General features: G+C 65.9%; 19 protein-coding genes. 2 read left to right on the top strand and 17 right to left on the bottom strand.

Annotated features, from left to right (window positions below; translation table 11 throughout):
- Positions 1–3: 3 nt before the first annotated feature.
- From KYG_RS14945 to KYG_RS14880, 14 genes are all read right to left on the bottom strand, one after another.
- On the bottom strand, positions 4–249 hold the full coding sequence (locus tag KYG_RS14945) for a DUF2274 domain-containing protein (RefSeq protein WP_008905757.1): 246 nt from the start codon (positions 247–249) through the stop codon (positions 4–6).
- Positions 246–1,508, bottom strand: coding sequence for a TrbI/VirB10 family protein (locus tag KYG_RS14940; RefSeq protein ID WP_008905756.1), 1,263 nt, complete (start codon positions 1,506–1,508; stop codon positions 246–248). The genes KYG_RS14945 and KYG_RS14940 overlap by 4 nt, the downstream gene beginning before the upstream one ends.
- Positions 1,509–1,510: 2 nt before the next feature.
- Positions 1,511–2,524, bottom strand: coding sequence for a P-type conjugative transfer protein TrbG (gene trbG, locus KYG_RS14935; RefSeq protein ID WP_008905755.1), 1,014 nt, complete (start codon positions 2,522–2,524; stop codon positions 1,511–1,513).
- Complete coding sequence (gene trbF / locus KYG_RS14930; protein WP_008905754.1) at positions 2,521–3,225, bottom strand: conjugal transfer protein TrbF; 705 nt, start codon at positions 3,223–3,225, stop codon at positions 2,521–2,523. Before trbF ends, trbG begins: the two co-directional genes overlap by 4 nt.
- A gap of 18 nt (positions 3,226–3,243) precedes the next feature.
- Positions 3,244–4,608: a P-type conjugative transfer protein TrbL gene (trbL, locus tag KYG_RS14925; protein WP_008905753.1), complete on the bottom strand. Its 1,365-nt coding sequence runs from the start codon at positions 4,606–4,608 to the stop codon at positions 3,244–3,246.
- Positions 4,609–4,617: 9 nt separating this feature from the next.
- A complete protein-coding gene (gene trbJ, locus KYG_RS14920) occupies positions 4,618–5,373 on the bottom strand; it encodes a P-type conjugative transfer protein TrbJ (RefSeq protein WP_008905752.1) in 756 nt (251 codons plus the stop codon).
- Positions 5,370–7,841 carry a conjugal transfer protein TrbE gene (gene trbE / locus KYG_RS14915; protein ID WP_008905751.1) on the bottom strand — a complete coding sequence of 824 codons (2,472 nt, stop codon included), beginning with the start codon at positions 7,839–7,841 and terminating at the stop codon, positions 5,370–5,372. Before trbE ends, trbJ begins: the two co-directional genes overlap by 4 nt.
- Positions 7,842–7,853: 12 nt before the next feature.
- Positions 7,854–8,126, bottom strand: a complete 273-nt coding sequence (locus tag KYG_RS14910) for a VirB3 family type IV secretion system protein (RefSeq protein WP_008905750.1) — start codon at positions 8,124–8,126, stop codon at positions 7,854–7,856.
- Complete coding sequence (locus tag KYG_RS14905; RefSeq protein ID WP_008905749.1) at positions 8,123–8,506, bottom strand: TrbC/VirB2 family protein; 384 nt, start codon at positions 8,504–8,506, stop codon at positions 8,123–8,125. Before KYG_RS14905 ends, KYG_RS14910 begins: the two co-directional genes overlap by 4 nt.
- Positions 8,503–9,558 (bottom strand): P-type conjugative transfer ATPase TrbB, encoded by a 1,056-nt coding sequence (gene trbB, locus KYG_RS14900; RefSeq protein ID WP_008905748.1) that lies wholly within the window; start codon positions 9,556–9,558, stop codon positions 8,503–8,505. The genes KYG_RS14905 and trbB overlap by 4 nt, the downstream gene beginning before the upstream one ends.
- Entirely contained in the window at positions 9,555–10,001 is a 447-nt protein-coding gene (locus KYG_RS14895; RefSeq protein ID WP_008905747.1) for a ribbon-helix-helix protein, CopG family, read from the bottom strand. The genes trbB and KYG_RS14895 overlap by 4 nt, the downstream gene beginning before the upstream one ends.
- A complete protein-coding gene (locus KYG_RS14890) occupies positions 9,998–11,995 on the bottom strand; it encodes a conjugal transfer protein TraG (protein WP_008905746.1) in 1,998 nt (665 codons plus the stop codon). Before KYG_RS14890 ends, KYG_RS14895 begins: the two co-directional genes overlap by 4 nt.
- A gap of 248 nt (positions 11,996–12,243) precedes the next feature.
- Positions 12,244–12,501, bottom strand: a complete 258-nt coding sequence (locus KYG_RS14885) for an EexN family lipoprotein (RefSeq protein WP_008905745.1) — start codon at positions 12,499–12,501, stop codon at positions 12,244–12,246.
- Positions 12,501–13,421, bottom strand: coding sequence for a LysR family transcriptional regulator (locus KYG_RS14880; RefSeq protein ID WP_008905744.1), 921 nt, complete (start codon positions 13,419–13,421; stop codon positions 12,501–12,503). Before KYG_RS14880 ends, KYG_RS14885 begins: the two co-directional genes overlap by 1 nt.
- Before the next feature lie 62 nt (positions 13,422–13,483).
- Between KYG_RS14880 and KYG_RS24480 the strand changes: the two genes are divergently transcribed.
- Positions 13,484–13,864 carry a hypothetical protein gene (locus tag KYG_RS24480; protein WP_139019393.1) on the top strand — a complete coding sequence of 127 codons (381 nt, stop codon included), beginning with the start codon at positions 13,484–13,486 and terminating at the stop codon, positions 13,862–13,864.
- Between the two features lie 137 nt (positions 13,865–14,001).
- Positions 14,002–15,498, top strand: coding sequence for a benzoyl-CoA 2,3-epoxidase subunit BoxB (gene boxB / locus KYG_RS14870; RefSeq protein ID WP_008905742.1), 1,497 nt, complete (start codon positions 14,002–14,004; stop codon positions 15,496–15,498).
- Positions 15,499–15,594: 96 nt separating this feature from the next.
- Here the strand turns inward: boxB and pcaF are convergent, their stop codons facing one another.
- Genes pcaF through KYG_RS14855 form a run of 3 tightly spaced genes read right to left on the bottom strand, consistent with a single transcriptional unit; the run spans position 15,595 to position 18,082 of the window.
- Positions 15,595–16,803, bottom strand: coding sequence for a 3-oxoadipyl-CoA thiolase (gene pcaF, locus KYG_RS14865; RefSeq protein ID WP_008905741.1), 1,209 nt, complete (start codon positions 16,801–16,803; stop codon positions 15,595–15,597).
- Complete coding sequence (locus KYG_RS14860) at positions 16,800–17,285, bottom strand: MaoC family dehydratase (protein WP_008905740.1); 486 nt, start codon at positions 17,283–17,285, stop codon at positions 16,800–16,802. Before KYG_RS14860 ends, pcaF begins: the two co-directional genes overlap by 4 nt.
- Positions 17,282–18,082: an enoyl-CoA hydratase/isomerase family protein gene (locus tag KYG_RS14855; RefSeq protein WP_008905739.1), complete on the bottom strand. Its 801-nt coding sequence runs from the start codon at positions 18,080–18,082 to the stop codon at positions 17,282–17,284. The genes KYG_RS14860 and KYG_RS14855 overlap by 4 nt, the downstream gene beginning before the upstream one ends.
- Between the last annotated feature and the right edge of the window lie 6 nt (positions 18,083–18,088).

Below are 18,088 nucleotides of genomic sequence, written 5' to 3'. Positions count from 1 at the left end.
TCATCAGGGCTGTTTCGGCGGTGCGGTCTTGGCCGTCGTTCGTTTTCTGAATCCTCGATCCCCTGCCATGAACGCCTCCAGCATGTGAGGAATCAGTGTGGCCGCGTCCACCGCCTCGCCATACGCCTGCGCGTGCAGTGCGGCGTAGCGGTCGAGGTCGTTCTTGAGGCCGACCGGGCAGGCGAAGGTCAGCTTCGTGACCTCTTGGCGGGGCAGCGGCCCCAGGCGCAGCTTCCTGGCAGTGCTCATCGTATTGCCCCCCGGTTGAAGAACAAAGGCTGGTACGGGCGCAGCACCAGATCGCGGTTCACGATGATCCGCACCGGCAGGCCTGGCCGCTCGGTCAGCGTCGGCTGGATGTTCATGTTGCGTCGGGTGATCTCCTGTCCGATCTGGTTGATGCTGTCCTGTGCGCTGTCGCGCCCGGCAATCACGATGCGGTTGCCATCCTGCCGGTTCTCCGGCGCAGCCAGCTCGGCACCGACGCCCAGGAGCGTCGTCAGCACCGCGCCCGCAAAGATACGACCCCAATGCCAGTCCACACCATCCTCCAGCCCGGCGTAGCCGGCAGGATCGGTGCCCACGAGGTTGTCGAGCGTCAGCGAGGACGTGTCAGGCAGGATGATCCGTTTCCACACGACTTGAACCCGGCTCTGCCCGTAGCTCACCTGGCTGTTGTAGCGGCCCAGGATGCGAGCCCCCTGCGGGATCAGCAGGAATTTGCCTGTGGCCGAGTCATAGACCGGCTCCGTCACCGTGGCGATCACATCGCCCGGCAGGTCGGACTTGATGCCCGTCATCAGCGCGCCCGCGATCACCGTTCCGGCCATCACCTGGTACGGCGAGGACGGCATTTGCAGATTCCCGGAATTCCAGGTTTCCGTAGAGCCGCCTTTCAGGAACGCCTCTTTCTGGTCCTGCCGGTTCTGCGCGGCAGTCGGGTCCGTGGGCTGGGCCGCCGTCGAGGCCGGTCCAGCGGCGAGCGGATCGAAGGCCGCCAAGGCGGATGCCGGGCCTGCCGTGGCGGCCTGCACGGGCGCAGCGGCTTTCTGTCCGCCCGAGCGGAAGAACACCGACGAACCCGCAGCCGCATCGGCCTCCTTGCGCAGAGCGTCGGCCGGGTCGTGGCCCGGCGGTGCATAGGCTGGCGTCACCGGCTGCTGTGATTGCACGATGGCCGGCCCGAGATCGCCCGGCAGCGGAGGCCCCAGCTCCGGCACCTTCGCAGGCAGTTTCGAGTAGTCGGCGGGCAAGCCGTCCAGCCCTTCGGACTTCGAGACGCGATCCACGTTGTAAAGCTCGGTCTGCTCGCCCGCGCCGCGCCGGTGCGGCTGCAATGACCAGATCGTGGCGCCAAGCACAGCGGCCGACAGGCCGCCGGCAAGGATGGCCAGCGTGCGCCGGTTCAGACGCGTGATCGGGCGCGGCTGCGCGCGCAGCGCCACCGCCTCGGGCGCGACCTTGCCCGCCGAGGGCGCGGCAAGGCCGGAGGTGTCGTCCTGGCTCATGATCAGTTCCTCCGCGTCACGCCCACTACGCCATCCGTGCGCTCGATCCGCACCACGTCGCCCTTGTCACCGCCCAGGCGCAGTTCGGCCGCGCCGAACAGCCGATCCACGATGTAGTACGGCGAGCGAAAACGGTAGTTCACCAGCTGCCCGTCGCCTTGTGCGCCGATCACGAACAGCGGCGGCAGTTCGCCTTGGGCGATGCCAGCGGGGAACTGGATATAGACCTTCTCGCCATCGTCGAAGGCCCGCAGTGGTTTCCACGGCGGATTGCTGCCCGACACCGCGTAGCGGAAGCGGATCTTCTCCAGCGACAAGCCGGTATCGACGGGCGCGGCGGCACTGGCCGCCTGCGCCTGGCGCTGGAGCGCCAGCATCTTGTCCTTCGGATACTCCCAGGACACAGACGCCATCCACGCCTTCTCTGTCGAGGTCAGCTCCAGCAGGTAGGTGCGCCGGCTGGTCGTGATGACCAGATTGGTCTTGAGGCCGGAGCGGATCGGCTTGACCATCACGTTGACGCGTAGCGCATCGCCGCTGCCGCTGGACGTATCCCCCACGATCCAGCGCACCGTGTCACCCGCCGCCATTGTGACCAGTTCCTCGCCCGGTTGCAGCGACACTACCGTCACGCGGCCCACGGCCGCATAGACTTGGTACAGCGCGCCGTCGCTGTAGGGCCAGACCTGGATCGCGTTCACGTAGCCCTCGCGCGTCGGCGCGACGCGCGCCTCGGCATTGGCGCGCGAGACGCGCACCTTCTCGTCAGCCGGCTCCGGCACGGCCGGGGCCGCATCCACCTTGGACAACGGCTTCAACTGCGCCGGCAGGGCCAGCGGCTCGGGCACCGTGACCACCTCTACCGGCGCGGGCGGCTCCGGCAGCGGCTGCGCCTGCACAGGCTCATCGAGAGCGATCACCGGCGGCGGCTTGCCCTGTGTGGCGCAGCCCACGAACAGGACAGCCGATGCCAGCAGGATCACCGGCAATACGGATTTACGGAAAACTGCATTCATGGCTTTGCTCCTTCGTTTCCTTCCAGTTCGCGGCTCCACGACAACCCGTTGACGTAGATGCCCAGGGGGTTCTTGCGCAGGCGCTGTTCGGTGCGCGGCGTCTGTTGCACGATGGACATCACGGCATTCCACCGTTCGGTGCGGTCCAGCGCGCCGTTGACGAAGCGCGTCTCCGTCCAGCGCACGTTGAACGACGTGTCGCTCGCGCGGGTCACGCTCGTGATCTGCACCGTCACCGACTCCTTGCCGATGCGCGCGAACGGGTCATTGACCCGCGCGTACTCGTTGAGCACCACGGCGCCCTTGTCCGTGGCGTAGTCGTAGGCATCCAGCCAGCTCTGCCGCACGACGATGGGGTCTATGGACAGCGAGCGCACCAGGCCAATGAAGCGGCCCAGGTGGTACGCGATCTGCGCATCGCTGGGCCGGTACGGCGTGGCGGCTTCGCCGACGGCGCGCACCTGGCCCGCGTTGTCCACCTCGATGACGTAGGGCGTAACGATGGACTGTGCCGAGCGCCACAGCAGCCCGCCGGCCATCAGCAGCGCCAGCAGCAGGCAACCGAAGGCCATCAGCCGCCAGTTCCTGGCCTGCACACGCGGCGAGCCGATGCGCTCGTCCCAGACCTGGCCGGCGGCTTGGTACGGCGTGGCAGGCTGCGGCGTGTCGGCATAGCGCACCTGCGGTCGTTTGAATCGCATGGGAGTTCTCCTTGAAGATCAAGAATCGGAATCACGCAGGCTCGGGCCTTGCCCCGAACCGCCGCCATCGCCCCCGCGCAGCGTGTGCGCGGCGGTCGTCGCAGCGTGGGTGAGCTGCTGCCTGCGGTGCAGGCGCTTGGCCCAGGCGGGTTGCTCCTGCTTGTTCATGTCGGCAGCGCCAGCGGGTGCAGCCCCGCCAGCGGTGCCCGTGTCGGCGCTAGTACCGTCCCATCCGGCACTGAAGGCGGTGGTCATCTTTTGTGCAGCGGCGGAAGCGCCGGACGCGACGCGCCGCCCGGCGGCCTGCGCTCCAGACTTGGCGACGTTGCCCATGCCGACCATTGCGCCCCTGACCCCGCCACCCGCAGCGGCGGAGCCGGCCTGGAATGCCGACTTGGCGCCGCTGGCCGCCGCCGTGGCTGCACGTGCGCCACTGCCGGCCAACGTGGCGGCCGCCGGCGCCATGCGCGCCCCAGCAGCTACCGCTCTGCCCGCGCTCATGGCGGCAGCGCCCACGGCGACACCTGCACCCGCCGCGCCCAGTGCCGCGCCGGCCATTGCACCCGCGCCCAACTGCGGCGCCCCCGACACCAGCCCCGTGGCGATCCCTGGCCCGAAGATGCCCAGCGCCAGCAGCGCGAGCGAGGCCAGCATCACGACCAGCGCATGGTCGATGGACGGCTCGGCGGGGTGCACCGTGAACTCGGCGAACAGCCCCGTGCCAATGCCTACGATCACCGCCAGCACCAGGACCTTGATGCCCGAGGCCACCACGTTGCCCAGCACCTTCTCGGCCAGGAACGCGGTCTTGTTCCAGAGCGCGAACGGCACCAGCACGAAGCCCGCCAGCGTGGTCAGCTTGAACTCGATCAGTGTCACGAAGAGCTGCACCGCCAGCACGAAGAAGCACAGGATGACGATCAGCCAGGCGATGAACAGCACCACGATAGGCGCGATATGGGCGAACACCTCGGGGAAGCCGGCCATCTCGCCGATCTGCGTGAGGATCGGCGCTGCGGCATCGATGCCCGTCTTCGCCAACCGCCCCGGTTGCAGAAAGCTGCCCATGCTCAGGCCGGAGCCGCTGGCTTGTAGACCCAGGCCAGCGAAGGACCGGAACACGATCCCCGCCAGCGTGTTGAAGTTGCCGATGATGTAGGCGAAGGCGCCCACGTAGAGCACCTTGCGGATCAGCTTGGCGATCACGTCCTCGCCCTGACCCGTGGCATGCCCCATCGCCCAGAACAGGCCCGCGATGGTCATGTCGATGACGATCAGCGTGGCGGTCAGGAACGCCACCTCGCCGTGCAGCAACCCGAAACCCGAGTCGATGTAGCGCGAGAACGTGTCGAGGAAGCGGTCGATGACCGTCACGTCGTTCATGGCGGCGCGTCAGTTGCCGTAGAAGTTCACGGTCTGGGGCGTGTACGGCGTGCCGCTACCCAGGAAGCGCCGCGTCACTTCGCGCCCGCGCTCGGTAGCAGCCGCCTGCCGCGCCAGTTCCAGCGAGGCGGCGCGGTCCTGCGTGATCTGAAGGCGCTGCGACTGGATCGATTGCTTGGCCTGCAAGGCCAGCAACTGGTTCATGGCCTGCATCGCCTGCAGCGCGCCAACCGCCGACTGGCTCTGGCCCACCAGATCGGCCAGCACGCTTTCGTCTTCGCCCAGGTTCTGCGAAGCCTGGGCCTGCATCTGCATGGTGGTCTGCAGGCCGTTGAGGGTGTTCTTCCAGCGCTCCTGCGTATCGCGGTACATCTGGTCGCCACTCACGGTGGCTGCGTACTGCTCGGGGTACAGGCGCGCGAACTCCCGATCGAGGTTCGCCACGTCGTAGGCCAGGCCCCTGGCCTGGGCGATCAGCCTTTGGGTGGTCGCCAGATTGCTGCGCAGCTGGCTGACCACGTTGAACGGCAGGCTCGCCAGGTTGCGCGCCTGGTTGATGAGCATCTGCGCCTCGTTCTGCAACTGCCGGACTTGGTTGTTGATCTGCTCCAGCGTGCGCACAGCGGTCAGCGTGTTTTGGACATAGTTGGTGGGATCAAACACGATCCGGCCACCGCCGAGGAAGGCATGGGCAGGCTGCACAGCGCCGAAGGCCAGCGTGCAAGCCATGGCCAGGGCAGCGAGTTTGGGGGCATGAAGCTTCATGGCAGGTTCTCCTGTAGGGGATCAGTGAAACGAGAGGGAACTGGCGCGAGGCCGGGGAACGAGGACAGCAGGTCGGCCGCCCAATCAAGGCCGCGATGGCGCAGCCATGCACCGGCGAAGCCGGACACGCCAGCCTGCGGCAGCACGCGGCCAAGAACCTCATCGATGGCGCGCTGGTCCTGCGGCATGGACGCACCCGCGAAGGCGAGCATGGCCGGCCCCAAGTCGAGGTCGAACAGCCGGTTGCCAAGACGGGATTGGTAGTAGTAGTCGCGCTTGGGCTGCGCGGTGGAGATGATTTCGATCTGCCGCCTGTTGAGGCCGAAGCCTTCGTAGATCGTGCGGATCTGCGGCTCGGCCGCCTGCGGGTTCGGCAGGAAGATGCGGCTGGCGCAGCTCTCGATAATGGCTGGCGCGATGGCCGAGTCCTTCACGTCCGCGAGCGACTGCGTGGCGAAGATGATGGAGACGTTCTTCTTGCGCAGCGTCTTGAGCCACTGGCGGATGCGAGCGGCGAACACCGGGTCATCGAGGAACAGCCAGGACTCGTCGAGGATCAGCAGCGTTGGCGCCCCATCCAGCCGTTCCTCGAAGCGCGCGAACAGGTAGCGCAGCACGGCCATCACTGCGGCACGGCTGCCCATCAGTTCCTCCATCTCGAAAGCCTGCACGTCGGCACTGCCCAGCCGGTCGAGGTCGGCGTCCAGCAGCTTGCCGTGGGCGCCGCCGAGCACGTAGGGCGCGAGTGCCTGGCGCAGCGCATTCGATTGCAGCAGCACCGACAGGCCGGTCATCGTGCGCTGCTCAAGGGGCGCTCCGGCCAGACTGCCGAGGGCAGACCAGACCGCTTCGCGTTCGGGCGGTCCGACCGCCACGCCTTCGTGTACCAGCCGCCCTTCGATCCACTCGGCAGCCCACGTGCGCCAGCCTTCGCGGTCGATCCGGGCCAGCGGTTGGAACGCGATGCCGCCATCCGGCCCCAGGTCGTAATGCTCGCCACCCAGGCCCAAGATGGTGGCGCGGATCGAGCGGCCCATGTCGAAGGCGAAGATGCGCGAGCCGGGGTAACGGCGGAATTGCAAGGCCATCGCCGCCAGCAGCACCGACTTGCCCATGCCGATCGGCCCCACGACCAACGTGTTGCCCACGTCGCCGATGTGCGTGACCAGGCGAAAAGGCGTCGATCCGTCGGTGCGGGTAACGATCAGGGGCGGGCCGTCCAGATGGCGGTTGCGTTCCTGGCCCGCCCACACGGCGGACACCGGCATCATGTGCGCCAGGTTCAGCGTCGAGACAATGGGCTGGCGGACATTGGCGTAGGCGTTGCCAGGGATCGAGGACAGCCACGCATCCACGGCATTGAGCGTTTCGGGAATGGTCACGAAGCCCCGGCCCTGGATGACGCGCTCCACCATGCGCAGCTTCTCGTTGGCCAAGGCCGGGTCGGCATCGAGCACCGTCACCGTGGCGGTGAGGTAGCCGAAGGCGACTTGATCGCCGCCCAGCTCCTGCAAGGCGGTATCGGCGTCGGCCGCCTTGTTGCTGGCGTCAGTGTCGACCAGCGGGCTTTCCTGCTGGAAGATGGTTTCACGCAGCAGCGCCACCACGTTCTTGCGCTTGGCAAACCATTGGCGGCGCAGGCGGACAAGTTCTTTTTCCGCATCGGCTTTGTCCAAGCAGAGAAAGCGCGTACTCCAGCGGTAGCCAAAGCCGAGGCGGTTGAGGTCGTCCAGAATCCCCGGCCAGGTCGCGGTCGGGAACCCCCGCACCGTGGCCACGCGCAGGTGCTGGTCGCCCAGCATCGGCGCCAGGCCGCCGATGAGCGCGGAATCGGTCAGCAGCGCGTCGATATGGAACGGCACCTCGGGCACGCCCACGCGGTAGCGCCGCGTCGAGATGGTCGAATGCATGTAGGTCAGCGTCTGGCCGTCATCCAGCCATGCGATCTCCGGCATCACGTCATCGAGCAGGTCGAAGATGCGATCAGTTTCAGCAGTGAAGGCGGCAAGGCGTTCGCGCCAGTCCACGCCCTCGGCCGGACGGTTCTCGTACAGCAGACCGGCGGCACGGGCACGCGATTCCTCGGGTGGCAGATACACCAGTGTCAGGTGGTAGCTGCTCTCGTAGTGGTTGCCCGAGTCTTCGAAGGCGGCGCGGCGCTCCTCGTCCACCAGCCAGGACAGCGGCTCGGGGAACTCGGAATGCGGATAGTCAGCAGCAGGCCGCCGCTCGGCCTCTACGAACAGCGCCCAGCCAGAGCCCAACCGCCGCAGCGCGTTATTGAGCCGCGCCGAGGTGGCGATCAGTTCGCCCTGCGTGGCGCTGTCGAGGTCGGGGCCACGAAAGCGCGCCGTGCGCTGGAAACTGCCGTCCTTGTTCAGCACGACGCCCGGTGCCACCAGTCCGGCCCATGGCAGCCAGTCGGCCAGCAAGGCGGGCCGCTGACGGTATTCGGCAAGGTTCAGCATCGCGGCATACCCTCACACATCCAGCAGCGGCCGGTGCTTGATGTGCCGCGCGAATACCGGCATGAACTGCGGATCGGCCTTCGCGCCCCAGACCGCCAGCGCGTGACCGGCGATCCAGAGCACCAGCCCCGGAACCCACAGTTGCAGACCCAGGCCCACGGCAGCGGCCAGCGTGCCATTAGTAATCGCCACGGTGCGCGGCGCACCACCCAGCAGGATTGGCTCGGTCAGCGAGCGATGCAGCGGAACCTCAAAGCCAGCCGCGAAAGTGTCAGGCGCAGTCATACGAGCGCCCCGCCCGAAAAGCTGAAGAACGACAGAAAGAAGCTCGATGCCGCGAACGCGATGGACAGGCCGAAGACGATCTGGATCAGCTTGCGGAAACCGCCCGAGGTGTCGCCGAAGGCCAGCGCCAGGCCCGTGGCGATGATGATGATGACCGCGACGATGCGCGCCACCGGTCCCTGGATGGATTCGAGGATGGATTGCAGCGGTCCTTCCCAAGGCATCGAGGAACCGGCGGCTTGCGCCGTACCGGCCAGGAGCAGCAACAGCGCGGCGAGGAACAGCCCATGCACGGCAGTGCGGGCCAGACTGCGCAGCCGCGTAAGGCGCAAAGCCGGATTCACGGAAATACGGAAAGCAGGAACGGTCATCTGCGTCATGGCAGTTCTCCAGGTTGGTCAGGGGACAGGGAAGGCGCAGCCGTATCGGCGGCTGCAGGGGAAACCGGCGCCAGTTCGGGAAACGGCGCTTCCAGCGCGTTCGCCAGTTGGTAGCCCGCGCCATCGAAGCCGACGACACGGGCGATGCTCTCGATGCGACGCTTGCGGCCGCGTCCGGCAATGTGAATCACGACGTTGACCGCCTCGGCGATCAGCGCGCGGGGCGGGTTCACCGCCACTTCGAGGATCAGTTGCTCCAGCCGCAGCAGCGCGGCTAGCGGGGAACCGGCATGGACGGTGGCGATGCCGCCCGGATGGCCCGTGCCCCAGACCTTGATGAGGTCCAGCGCCTCGGGGCCGCGCACCTCGCCGACCACGACGCGATCCGGGCGCAGGCGCATGGACGAACGCACCAGCTCCTGCATCGACACCACGCCCTGGCGCGTGCGCAGAGGCACGTGGTCGCGGGCCGCGCATTGCAGCTCGATGGTGTCTTCGAGGACCAGCACGCGGTCGCCCGTGGCGGCGATCTCGGCCAGCAGCGCATTGGCGAGCGTGGTCTTGCCCGTGCTGGTGCCACCCGCGATCAGAATGTTCTGCCGCTCACGCACCGCTCGCACCAGAAAATCCGCTTGCCCGCTGGTCATCATCCCGTCGATGACGTACTGCGTCAGCGGGATCACACCCACGGCGCGCTTGCGTAGGGCGAAGGCCGGGCCCGGCGCAGCGGGCGGCAGGATGCCCTCGAACCGCTCGCCCGTTTCAGGCAGCTCGGCGGTCAATAGCGGCTGGCCGCGATGCACTTCCGCGCCGACGTGCGCGGCCACCAAGCGGATGATGCGTTCGCCATCGGCTTCGGACAGTTCTACTCCCATCGGCCTGCGGCCCGACGACAGGCGATCGATCCATAACGTGCGGTCGGGGTTGAGCATGATTTCCACCACGTCCGGGTCTTCCAGCGCGGCGGCGATCAGCGGCCCCATCGCCGTGCGGAGCATCTGGACGCGGCGGTCGAGCGACGTGGAATTGAAGGACGGAGGGACGGCGCTCATGAGGCGCGCTCCTGCGCTTCATCCATGCGCGCCGGGTCGGGATGCAGTTCCTCCACCACGTCGCGCACCAGGCTGCGCCCGCGCAGCAGGTGGCGGCCCAACTGTTCGACGAACTGCTCGAAGCGCGCTTTGCCCTGGGCACGGGCCGCATCCTGGTGCGCCTCGGGCACTGGCGTGCTCACCGTGAGGAAGTAGCGGATGAACAGCGCCAGCGTTTCGATCTGGATGTTCTGGTCGCGCTCCATGCGTTCGGCCTGGCGCGACAGCCGATCCAGCCGCTTGGCGATGGCCGCTTCGCGCTGGTCGCCCGCGTCCGGCGACAGCCAGGACGCCAGGGCAGCCGCGACGATGGACGACTTGGACACGCCTTTTTTTGCGGCCAGCTCGTCAAGGCGCTTGGCGTGCTCGGGCTGGATGAAGAGGTTCAAACGGTGCTGGGTCATAGCTCGATTCCGTCGTCAGGGTCCAGGGTTGCCAGCCGGGCCGTGCGCTGCAGGGCCGGGTCGAAATGGCGTGGAAGGGGAATCGGTTCGTCGTCGTCATCGAGCAGCGCGAAATCGGCTGCGGACGCGGTCAGCTCGTGGTCGTAGGCGACGGTTTCAGAAAGTTCTGGCTGGCGGCGTGGGCCGCCATCGTCGGCGCTACCCATGTCCGCTACAGCTTCAGTGACAGGCACCACCGGAACGGCAGGAATCGCCAGTCCGCTCCAGTCATTGGAACGCGCAGGCGGCACATCGGCGTAGCGCCCGACCCCGAGGACGGGCGGCGGCAGCGCGCGGCGCTTGAAATTGCCGTCCGCGTAGTAGCGCAGCTTCTTCGCCTTGATCGGCGCCACGCTGGACACCATCACCACCGCCTCGTCGGGCGGAAGCTGCATCACCTCGCCGGGCGTCAGCAGTGGGCGCGCGGTTTCCTGGCGCGACACCATGAGGTGGCCCAGCCAAGGAGCGAGCCGATGGCCGGCGTAGTTGCGCTGCGCGCGCAGCTCGGTGGCTGTGCCCAGCGTCTCGGAAATGCGTTTGGCCGTGCGTTCGTCGTTCGTCGCAAAGGTCACGCGGACGTGGCAGTTGTCGAGAATCGAATGGTTCTGACCGTAGGCTTTGTCGATCTGATTGAGCGACTGCGCGATGAGGAAACTGCGGATGCCGTAACCCGCCATGAAGGCTAGTGCCGTCTCGAAGAAGTCCAGGCGCCCCAGGGCCGGGAACTCGTCGAGCATCAGCAGCAGTTTGTGGCGGCGCTTGATGCCGTCGGAGCCGTCCAGCGACTCGGTGAGGCGTCGCCCGATCTGGTTGAGGATCAGACGGATCAGCGGCTTGGTGCGGCTGATGTCCGATGGCGGCACCACAAGGTACAGCGACACGGGATGCTTCGCTGCGATCAGGTCGGCGATGCGCCAGTCGCAGCGCGAGGTGACTTCGGCCACCGTGGGGTCGCGGTACAGGCCGAGGAACGACATGGCAGTGGACAACACGCCCGAGCGCTCGTTGTCGCTCTTGTTGAGGACTTCGCGTGCGGCGGATGCCACCACGGGATGCGGCCCATCGCCCAAGTGCGACGTGGTCATCATCCGGTGCAAGGTCAGTTCGAACGGGCTGGCCGGATCACTGAGGAAGTTGGCGACGCCGCGTAGCGTCTTGTCCTCGCCCGCATAGAGCACATGCAGGATAGCGCCGACCAGCAGCGCATGGCTAGTCTTCTCCCAGTGGTTGCGCTTCTCCAGTGCACCCTCGGGGTCTACTAGGATGTCGGCGATGTTCTGCACATCGCGGACTTCATGCGCGCCGCGCCGCACCTCCAGCAGCGGGTTGTAGGCCGCTGACTTCGCATCCGTGGGGTTGAACAGCAGGCAGTGCGAGAAGCGCGAGCGCCAGCCAGCGGTGATGCTCCAGTTTTCGCCCTTGATGTCGTGGATGACGGCCGACGCGGGCCAGGACAGCAGGGTAGGCACGACCAGACCGACGCCCTTGCCGGAGCGCGTGGGTGCGAAGGTCAGGACGTGTTCTGGGCCTTCGTGGCGCAGGTACTGCCGGCGATGCAAACCGAGGAACACGCCAGCAGGCTGGTCGAGGCCCGCCTTGCGAATGTCCTCCATGTTGGCCCAACGCGCAGAACCGTAGGTCGTGACCAGCCGAGACTGCCGCGAGCGCCACACCGACATGCCGATGGCCACCAGCACGGCGACGAGGCCGCTGCCACCGGCGATTGCACCGCCCGTGTCGAAGACGCGCGGCGCGTAAGCATCGAAGAAAAACCACCACTCGAACAACCGCCAGGGGTGATAGACCGGCGTGCCGAAGAAATCGAACCAGGGCGAGCCCAGACGTAGCTGATAGCCGAGGGCCACTGCTGTCCATTGTGTGGCGCTCCACATCCCAGCGATCACAATGCCAAAGACCACAGCAATCTGACCGAATAGAACGTTCGTCCCATGCATAACCTAGCTTCCTTCCTGCGCTCTGCTTCCTCGTGCGCAAGCGGCACACAAACCTGCCGCATATGCGAGGATCAACCCTGTCCACAGAGCTGGTCAAAGACCGTTATCGGAAGAAAAGTCGAGCCAAGAACAAGAATTAGCGCAGGGGCGCAGGACGTAAAAACGCCGCAAGCGTGGGCGCATTGCGGCGTGTCGAGCAAGAACGTGAAAGATCCGTGGCAAGCCAGCCAAGATCTGAATCTAAGCAGCTAGAACTTGGGTGCCTCCTTGGATGGCGTATAGGGCACCTTGCCATCACCGAAGAACCGGCGATTCGTCGCCTCGGCCACGCGATTGCACAACTCGTCGCCCAGCTTGGCTCGCTCCAACCTGCATTGCTGTCGCAGCGTTTTGAGGCGTTCGGGGTTGGCGGCCAACGATTCGACAGTTTCCGTTGCTGTCGATTCGGATTTTCCGCAGCTGACAAGAGCTATGGCTAGCGCTGCAAGCAGCATGAACTCACGCATCATGCACCTCCTTTAATGTTGACGATCTCGCTACCTGTCGAGCCAATGAATTGCAATCGCTCAATGAAACGAGCCAGCGCCTGGGTCGGCTCGGTGTCCTTGCGCAACAAATAGGTAGTCAGCATGGGTGGCTTGCCCGCCAACGAGCGGGCAACGACGTTTGGTTCACGGGCGGAGGCAATGCGCGCGGCATCGGCAAGGCCCAACGCCAGGCCAGCAGAAACCAATGTCATCATCACGTCGAACGTAGCCACCCGCTGCGCGATCAGCAGGTCCATTGCCTGCTGACGCAGAATGCGATCCACCTGACGAGCGTGTCCCTCGCAGATTGCAGGGTCGCCCAAAACCAAAGGGTAGCGCAGCACTTCCTCCAGCGGAATACGCTTGTAGACCAACACGGGATGGCGCGCAGGCACCGCCACCATCAATTGATCATCCCAGGCTGACTCCGCGAAGATACCGTCGCCCGCGTCTTCGGTCATCGAAAAACCAGCGTCGTACAGATCGTCATGCAGCCCCCTGACCTGTTGAGCTAAAGGTACCTCGAACAGTTTGATTTCCACCTCGGGGTCTTCCTCGCGGCTGCGTGCCAACAAAGTCGATAAGCGCGACGGTGTGATGCCATCAGACAGGGCGATGCGCAACTGACCATCGAAGCCATTGACCGCCGCCTTCACGGCATCGCGCGCCTGTTCAAGCGCGATGAAAACACGCGACACATGATCCGTGAACAGTTTGCCGGCATGAGTCAACCTGGTACTGCGTGTCGTGCGTGCGAAAAGTTGCACGCCCAACTCCTCTTCCAGTTCCTTGATCGCACGCGACAAGGGCGATTGCTCAATGTGCAGCCGCTGTGCCGCTCTCGCAAAGTGCAGTTCTTCAGCGACAGCAAGGAAACAGCGCAGATGCCGAAGCTCCATTGCCTTTTCTCCTCCGTTCATCGGTGCGCCATTGACAGCTTGGCAAAACCTGTCGGATTGGCGTGTTACTTCGTCGTGCTTTCGTCCTCTGTTTCCGTACCCAACGGCGCATTGCCGATCACTTGGTTGATCGTTGTGTAGGGCGCATTCAAACAGCCCTCGTCTATGAAGTCAGCGATGCCGCCCTCGTTGCATGCCTGCGCCAACTGGTAGGGATCGCCTGCGCTTCGTATACGGGATTCGACCTGCGGCTCTTCCTGCTGTTTCAGTTCGTGTGGCTGCATCTGTACCACGCGCCGACATCGGCCGCCTTCGCGATAGAGCGGCACATTCAAGCGCGAACCAATCGACCACTGCGGCTTGCAACAACAGCGCCGTTCTGCGCGTATGTAGGCGAGATCAACGGCGATTTACAAACCTGTGCCGCCCGGTCCAACCTCTGATCTATATCAAATGCTCAATCCACATGAAGATGCATATTAATGCACGTTAATCAGCAGATGAATGCATTATTTTGCAATATTGTAAGAAGGCGTGTGTGTAAGCCCGCCGTTGTCATCCAACCACAGGAGAGAAAAGTATGAGCGAGACATTGGATACATTGACCGAAGATTCCGAGGCAGTGCGCGCCGACAACTTCGTCGAGGTCAGGCTAGACGAAAGCATTCCCAACAACGTGGATCTGTCGTCCGACAAGCAGTTGCTGCGCGCCCTGGAGACTTGGCACCCGCAGTACCTCGAGTGGTGGAAGGACATGGGGCCCGACGGGTTCCAGGATGCCGACGTGTATCTGCGCACCGCCGTGGGCGTTGATCCGTCCGGCTGGGCCAAGTTTGGCCACGTGAAGATGCCCGAGTACCGCTGGGGCATTCTGCTGGCGCCCAAGGTCGAGGGGCGCACCATTCCCTGCGGCGAACACAAGGGCGAGCCCGTCTGGCAGGAAGTGCCGGGCAAGTACCGCGCCCTGCTCAAGCGCCTGATCGTCGTGCAGGGCGACACCGAGCCCGCATCGGTGGAGCAGCAGCGCTACCTGGGCAAGACGGCGCCCAGCCTCTACGACATGCGCAACCTGTTCCAGGTCAACGTCGAGGAAGGCCGCCACCTGTGGGCCATGGTCTATCTGCTGGTCAAATACTTTGGCAAGGACGGCCGCGAGGAGGCGCAGGCGCTGCTGGAGCGCCGCAGCGGCCAGCAGGACAATCCGCGCATCCTGGGCGCCTTCAACGAGCGCACGCCCGACTGGCTGTCGTTCTTCATGTTCACCTATTTCACCGACCGCGACGGCAAGATGCAGCTCGCCGCGCTGGCCGAAAGCGGGTTCGACCCGCTGTCGCGCTCGTGCCGCTTCATGCTGACCGAGGAGGCGCACCATCTGTTCGTGGGCGAAACCGGCGTGCAGCGCACCATCGAGGCCACCTGCGCCGCCATGGTCCGGGCGGGCATTACCGACCCCTATGACGTGGAGCGCGTGCGCGCGCTGGGCGTGGTGGACCTGCCGCTGCTGCAGCGCAAGGCCAACTTCCACATGAGCGTGACGCGGGACCTGTTCGGCAGCGAGATTTCGAGCAACGGCGCCGAGGCGTTCAGCGCCGGGCTCAAGGGCCGCTTCAACGAGGCCAGGCTCACGGGCGACGACCACCAGCTGCAAGACGCCTTCTACCCCGTCACCCAGGTGGTCGATGGCGCGCTGGTCGTGAACCAGGTGCCCGCGCTGCGCGCGATCAACTGCCGCCTGCTGGACGACTACATCGCCGACTGTCAGGGCGGCATCGACCGCTGGAACAAGACCATCGAGAAGGCAGGCATCGCGTTCAAGCTGAGCCAGCCGCACAAGGGCTTCAACCGCCGCATCGGCGAATTCGCGGGCTACCGCATCGACCCGCAGGGCGAAATCGTCAGCGACGAGCACTGGCAGGCCAACGCCGCCGAGTGGCTGCCCAACGCCGAGGACATGGACTTCATCGTGTCGTTGATGCAGCCCTGCACCGAGCCGGGCCGGTTCGCCAGCTGGATTGCGCCGCCGCGCGTGGGCATCAACAACCAGACGGGCGATTTCGAGTATGTGAAGATCGCATGATGAAAGCCGCGCCTTCCTATCCAGGAGGGCGCAGGCGTGTCGTTTTCACTTCGCCGCCAGCGCACACACCATCGTTTGGTGCGATTTGCGGTGCGCTCACACCCGCTCCAGCACCACGGCAATACCCTGCCCCACGCCGATGCACATGGTGCACAGCGCGTACCGGCCCGCGTGTTCGTGCAGGCGGTTGACGGCGGTGGTGGCCAGGCGCGCGCCGCTGGCGCCCAGGGGGTGGCCCAGCGCGATGGCGCCGCCCCAGGCGTTCACGCGGGCGTCGTCGTCCGCGAGGCCCAGCGCGCGCAGCACGGCCAGGCCCTGGGCGGCGAAGGCCTCGTTGAGCTCGATCACGTCCATGTGGTCGATGGTCAGGCCCGTCTGCGCCAGCACCTTCTGCGTGGCGGGCGTGGGGCCGAAGCCCATGATGCGCGGCGCCACGCCGGCGACGGCCATGCCGACCACGCGGGCGCGGGGCTTGAGGCCGTATTGGGCGGCGCTGGCCTCGTCGGCCAGCAGCAGCGCGCAGGCGCCGTCATTCACGCCCGAGGCGTTGCCGGCCGTCACCGTGCCATCGGGCCGCACCACGCCCTTGAGCCTGGCCAGCGCTTCGAGGCTGGTTTCGCGCGGGTGTTCGTCCTGGCTGACCACGATGGCATCGCCCTTCTTCTGCGGGATGGTCACGGGCACGATCTCGCGCGCGAGGTGGCCGGCCTTTTGCGCGGCCACGGCGTTGAGCTGGCTGCGCAGGGCCATGCGGTCCTGCGCCTCGCGTTCGATGTGGAAGTCGGTCGCCACGTTCTCGGCGGTTTCGGGCATCGAATCGACGCCGTACTTTTCCTTCATCAGCTTGTTGATGAAGCGCCAGCCGATGGTCGTGTCGTACACCGCGTTGCTGCGGCTGAAGGCGCTTTCCGCCTTGGGCATCACGAAGGGCGCGCGGCTCATGCTCTCCACGCCGCCCGCGATCACCAGGCCCGCCTCGCCCGCCTTGATGGCGCGCGCCGCCGTGCCCACGGCGTCCAGGCCCGAGCCGCACAGGCGGTTGAGGGTGGCGCCGGGCACGTCCACGGGCAGGCCCGCCAGCAGGCTGGCCATGTGGGCCACGTTGCGGTTGTCCTCGCCGGCCTGGTTGGCGCAGCCGTAGAGCACGTCGGTCACGGCGGCCCAGTCCACGCCCGGGTTGCGCTCCATCAGCGCTCTGAGGGGAATAGCGCCCAGATCGTCGGTGCGCACGCTGCTGAGCGCGCCGCCGTAGCGGCCGAAGGGGGTGCGGATCGCGTCGCAGATGAAGGCGTGGCGTGCGGTCATGTGTTGTCTTCTCCTTGTTCGTTGGTGGGTGGATCAGGCAGGCATACAACCGGCAGCTTGAACATGCTGGTGGCTTCCAGATCCAGTACCTGCCGCCCCTCCTGGTTGAAGAGCTGCCAGCGCCATTCGATGATGCCCAATTCCTTGCGGCTTTCAGAGCGTCGCGCGGCGATGACGTGCGCCTCCAGGCGTAGCTCGTCACCTGGCTGCACGGGGTACGGCCAACGCACGTACTTCAAACCTGGCGACGCGAAGGATTCCGAGCCTTGCAGCGCCACATCGACGATGAGGCGCATGGCGATGCTGCAGGTATGCCAGCCGCTGGTGATCAAGCCGCCGAAGCTTCCGCCTTGCGCTGCCTGCGCATCTGTATGGAACCACTGCGGGTCGTAGGCCTTGGCGAAGGCCACCGACTCCTCTGGCGTCACCCGGTACGGGCCGGCATGAATCACCTGCCCAGGATGGAATTCGGCGAACTTCATGCACCGAAACGGGGCGCCCTGCGCTCTTCGAAGGCCGCCAGGCCCTCGCGCGCATCGCTGCCCGCGAAATCGATCATCTCCAGCGCCAGCGAATGCTCGAACGCCGGCCAAGCCGCGCGCAGCCAGTGGTTCAATGAGCGCTTGGTGTGTGCCAGGGCGGCAGGGCTGCCGGCAGCCAGTTCCTGGGCGATGCGCCGCGCCGTCTGCAGCAGTTCCGCATCGGGCACGGCCAAGCTGACTAAACCGATGTGCTCGGCCTCCACGCCGGTCAGGGGGGCGCAGGTTAGCAGGTGGTATTTGGCCTTGGCCATGCCGCACAGCAGAGGCCAGATCACCGCCGCATGGTCGCCCGCCGCCACACCGATCTTGGTGTGGCCGTCGATGATCTTGGCTGTGTGCGCCGCCACCGACACGTCAGCCAGCAAGGCCACCGCCGCACCCGCGCCTACCGCCGCGCCATTGACGGCGGAGACAATGGGCAGGTCGCAATCCAGCATGGACTGCACCAGTTGCCGCCCCTCGCGCATCACGCGGGCGCGGTGCTGCGCGGAGTCGAGCATTTGCCGCACCAGCTCGGCATGCCCGCCAGCGCAGAAGCCCTTGCCTTCGCTGCGCACCAGGATGCTGCGCACGCCGGGCTCGGCGGCCAGGCGCGACCAGATCGTCGCGATGGCCCCATGCCCGGCGACGCCTGTGGTCGGCATGCTGCCCGGCTGGCCCAAGATGACCTCGGCTACCCCGTCATCACCCACTTCGACACGGAAATCGTTGGTATCTACCGGAATCGTCTTTGGCATCAGTCG

Origin of the sequence: Acidovorax sp. NO-1 (genome assembly GCF_000238595.1) — a bacterium.
Taxonomy (GTDB): Bacteria; Pseudomonadota; Gammaproteobacteria; order Burkholderiales; family Burkholderiaceae_C; genus Acidovorax.
This window is presented reverse-complemented; position numbering and strand designations above follow the sequence as displayed.

Bases quoted from the DNA above. Each gene is read 5' to 3' on its own strand.
- KYG_RS14855 (WP_008905739.1), bottom strand. From the start codon at position 18,082: ATGCCAAAGACGATTCCGGTAGATACCAACGATTTCCGTGTCGAAGTG.
- KYG_RS14945 (WP_008905757.1), bottom strand. From the start codon at position 249: ATGAGCACTGCCAGGAAGCTGCGCCTGGGGCCGCTGCCCCGCCAAGAG.
- trbG (WP_008905755.1), bottom strand. From the start codon at position 2,524: ATGAATGCAGTTTTCCGTAAATCCGTATTGCCGGTGATCCTGCTGGCA.
- boxB (WP_008905742.1), top strand. From the start codon at position 14,002: ATGAGCGAGACATTGGATACATTGACCGAAGATTCCGAGGCAGTGCGC.
- pcaF (WP_008905741.1), bottom strand. From the start codon at position 16,803: ATGACCGCACGCCACGCCTTCATCTGCGACGCGATCCGCACCCCCTTC.
- trbB (WP_008905748.1), bottom strand. From the start codon at position 9,558: ATGAGCGCCGTCCCTCCGTCCTTCAATTCCACGTCGCTCGACCGCCGC.
- KYG_RS14905 (WP_008905749.1), bottom strand. From the start codon at position 8,506: ATGACGCAGATGACCGTTCCTGCTTTCCGTATTTCCGTGAATCCGGCT.
- KYG_RS14890 (WP_008905746.1), bottom strand. From the start codon at position 11,995: ATGCATGGGACGAACGTTCTATTCGGTCAGATTGCTGTGGTCTTTGGC.
- trbF (WP_008905754.1), bottom strand. From the start codon at position 3,225: ATGCGATTCAAACGACCGCAGGTGCGCTATGCCGACACGCCGCAGCCT.
- KYG_RS14895 (WP_008905747.1), bottom strand. From the start codon at position 10,001: ATGACCCAGCACCGTTTGAACCTCTTCATCCAGCCCGAGCACGCCAAG.
- KYG_RS14885 (WP_008905745.1), bottom strand. From the start codon at position 12,501: ATGCGTGAGTTCATGCTGCTTGCAGCGCTAGCCATAGCTCTTGTCAGC.
- KYG_RS14880 (WP_008905744.1), bottom strand. From the start codon at position 13,421: ATGGAGCTTCGGCATCTGCGCTGTTTCCTTGCTGTCGCTGAAGAACTG.
- KYG_RS14910 (WP_008905750.1), bottom strand. From the start codon at position 8,126: ATGACTGCGCCTGACACTTTCGCGGCTGGCTTTGAGGTTCCGCTGCAT.
- trbJ (WP_008905752.1), bottom strand. From the start codon at position 5,373: ATGAAGCTTCATGCCCCCAAACTCGCTGCCCTGGCCATGGCTTGCACG.
- trbE (WP_008905751.1), bottom strand. From the start codon at position 7,841: ATGCTGAACCTTGCCGAATACCGTCAGCGGCCCGCCTTGCTGGCCGAC.
- KYG_RS14860 (WP_008905740.1), bottom strand. From the start codon at position 17,285: ATGAAGTTCGCCGAATTCCATCCTGGGCAGGTGATTCATGCCGGCCCG.
- KYG_RS14940 (WP_008905756.1), bottom strand. From the start codon at position 1,508: ATGAGCCAGGACGACACCTCCGGCCTTGCCGCGCCCTCGGCGGGCAAG.
- trbL (WP_008905753.1), bottom strand. From the start codon at position 4,608: ATGAACGACGTGACGGTCATCGACCGCTTCCTCGACACGTTCTCGCGC.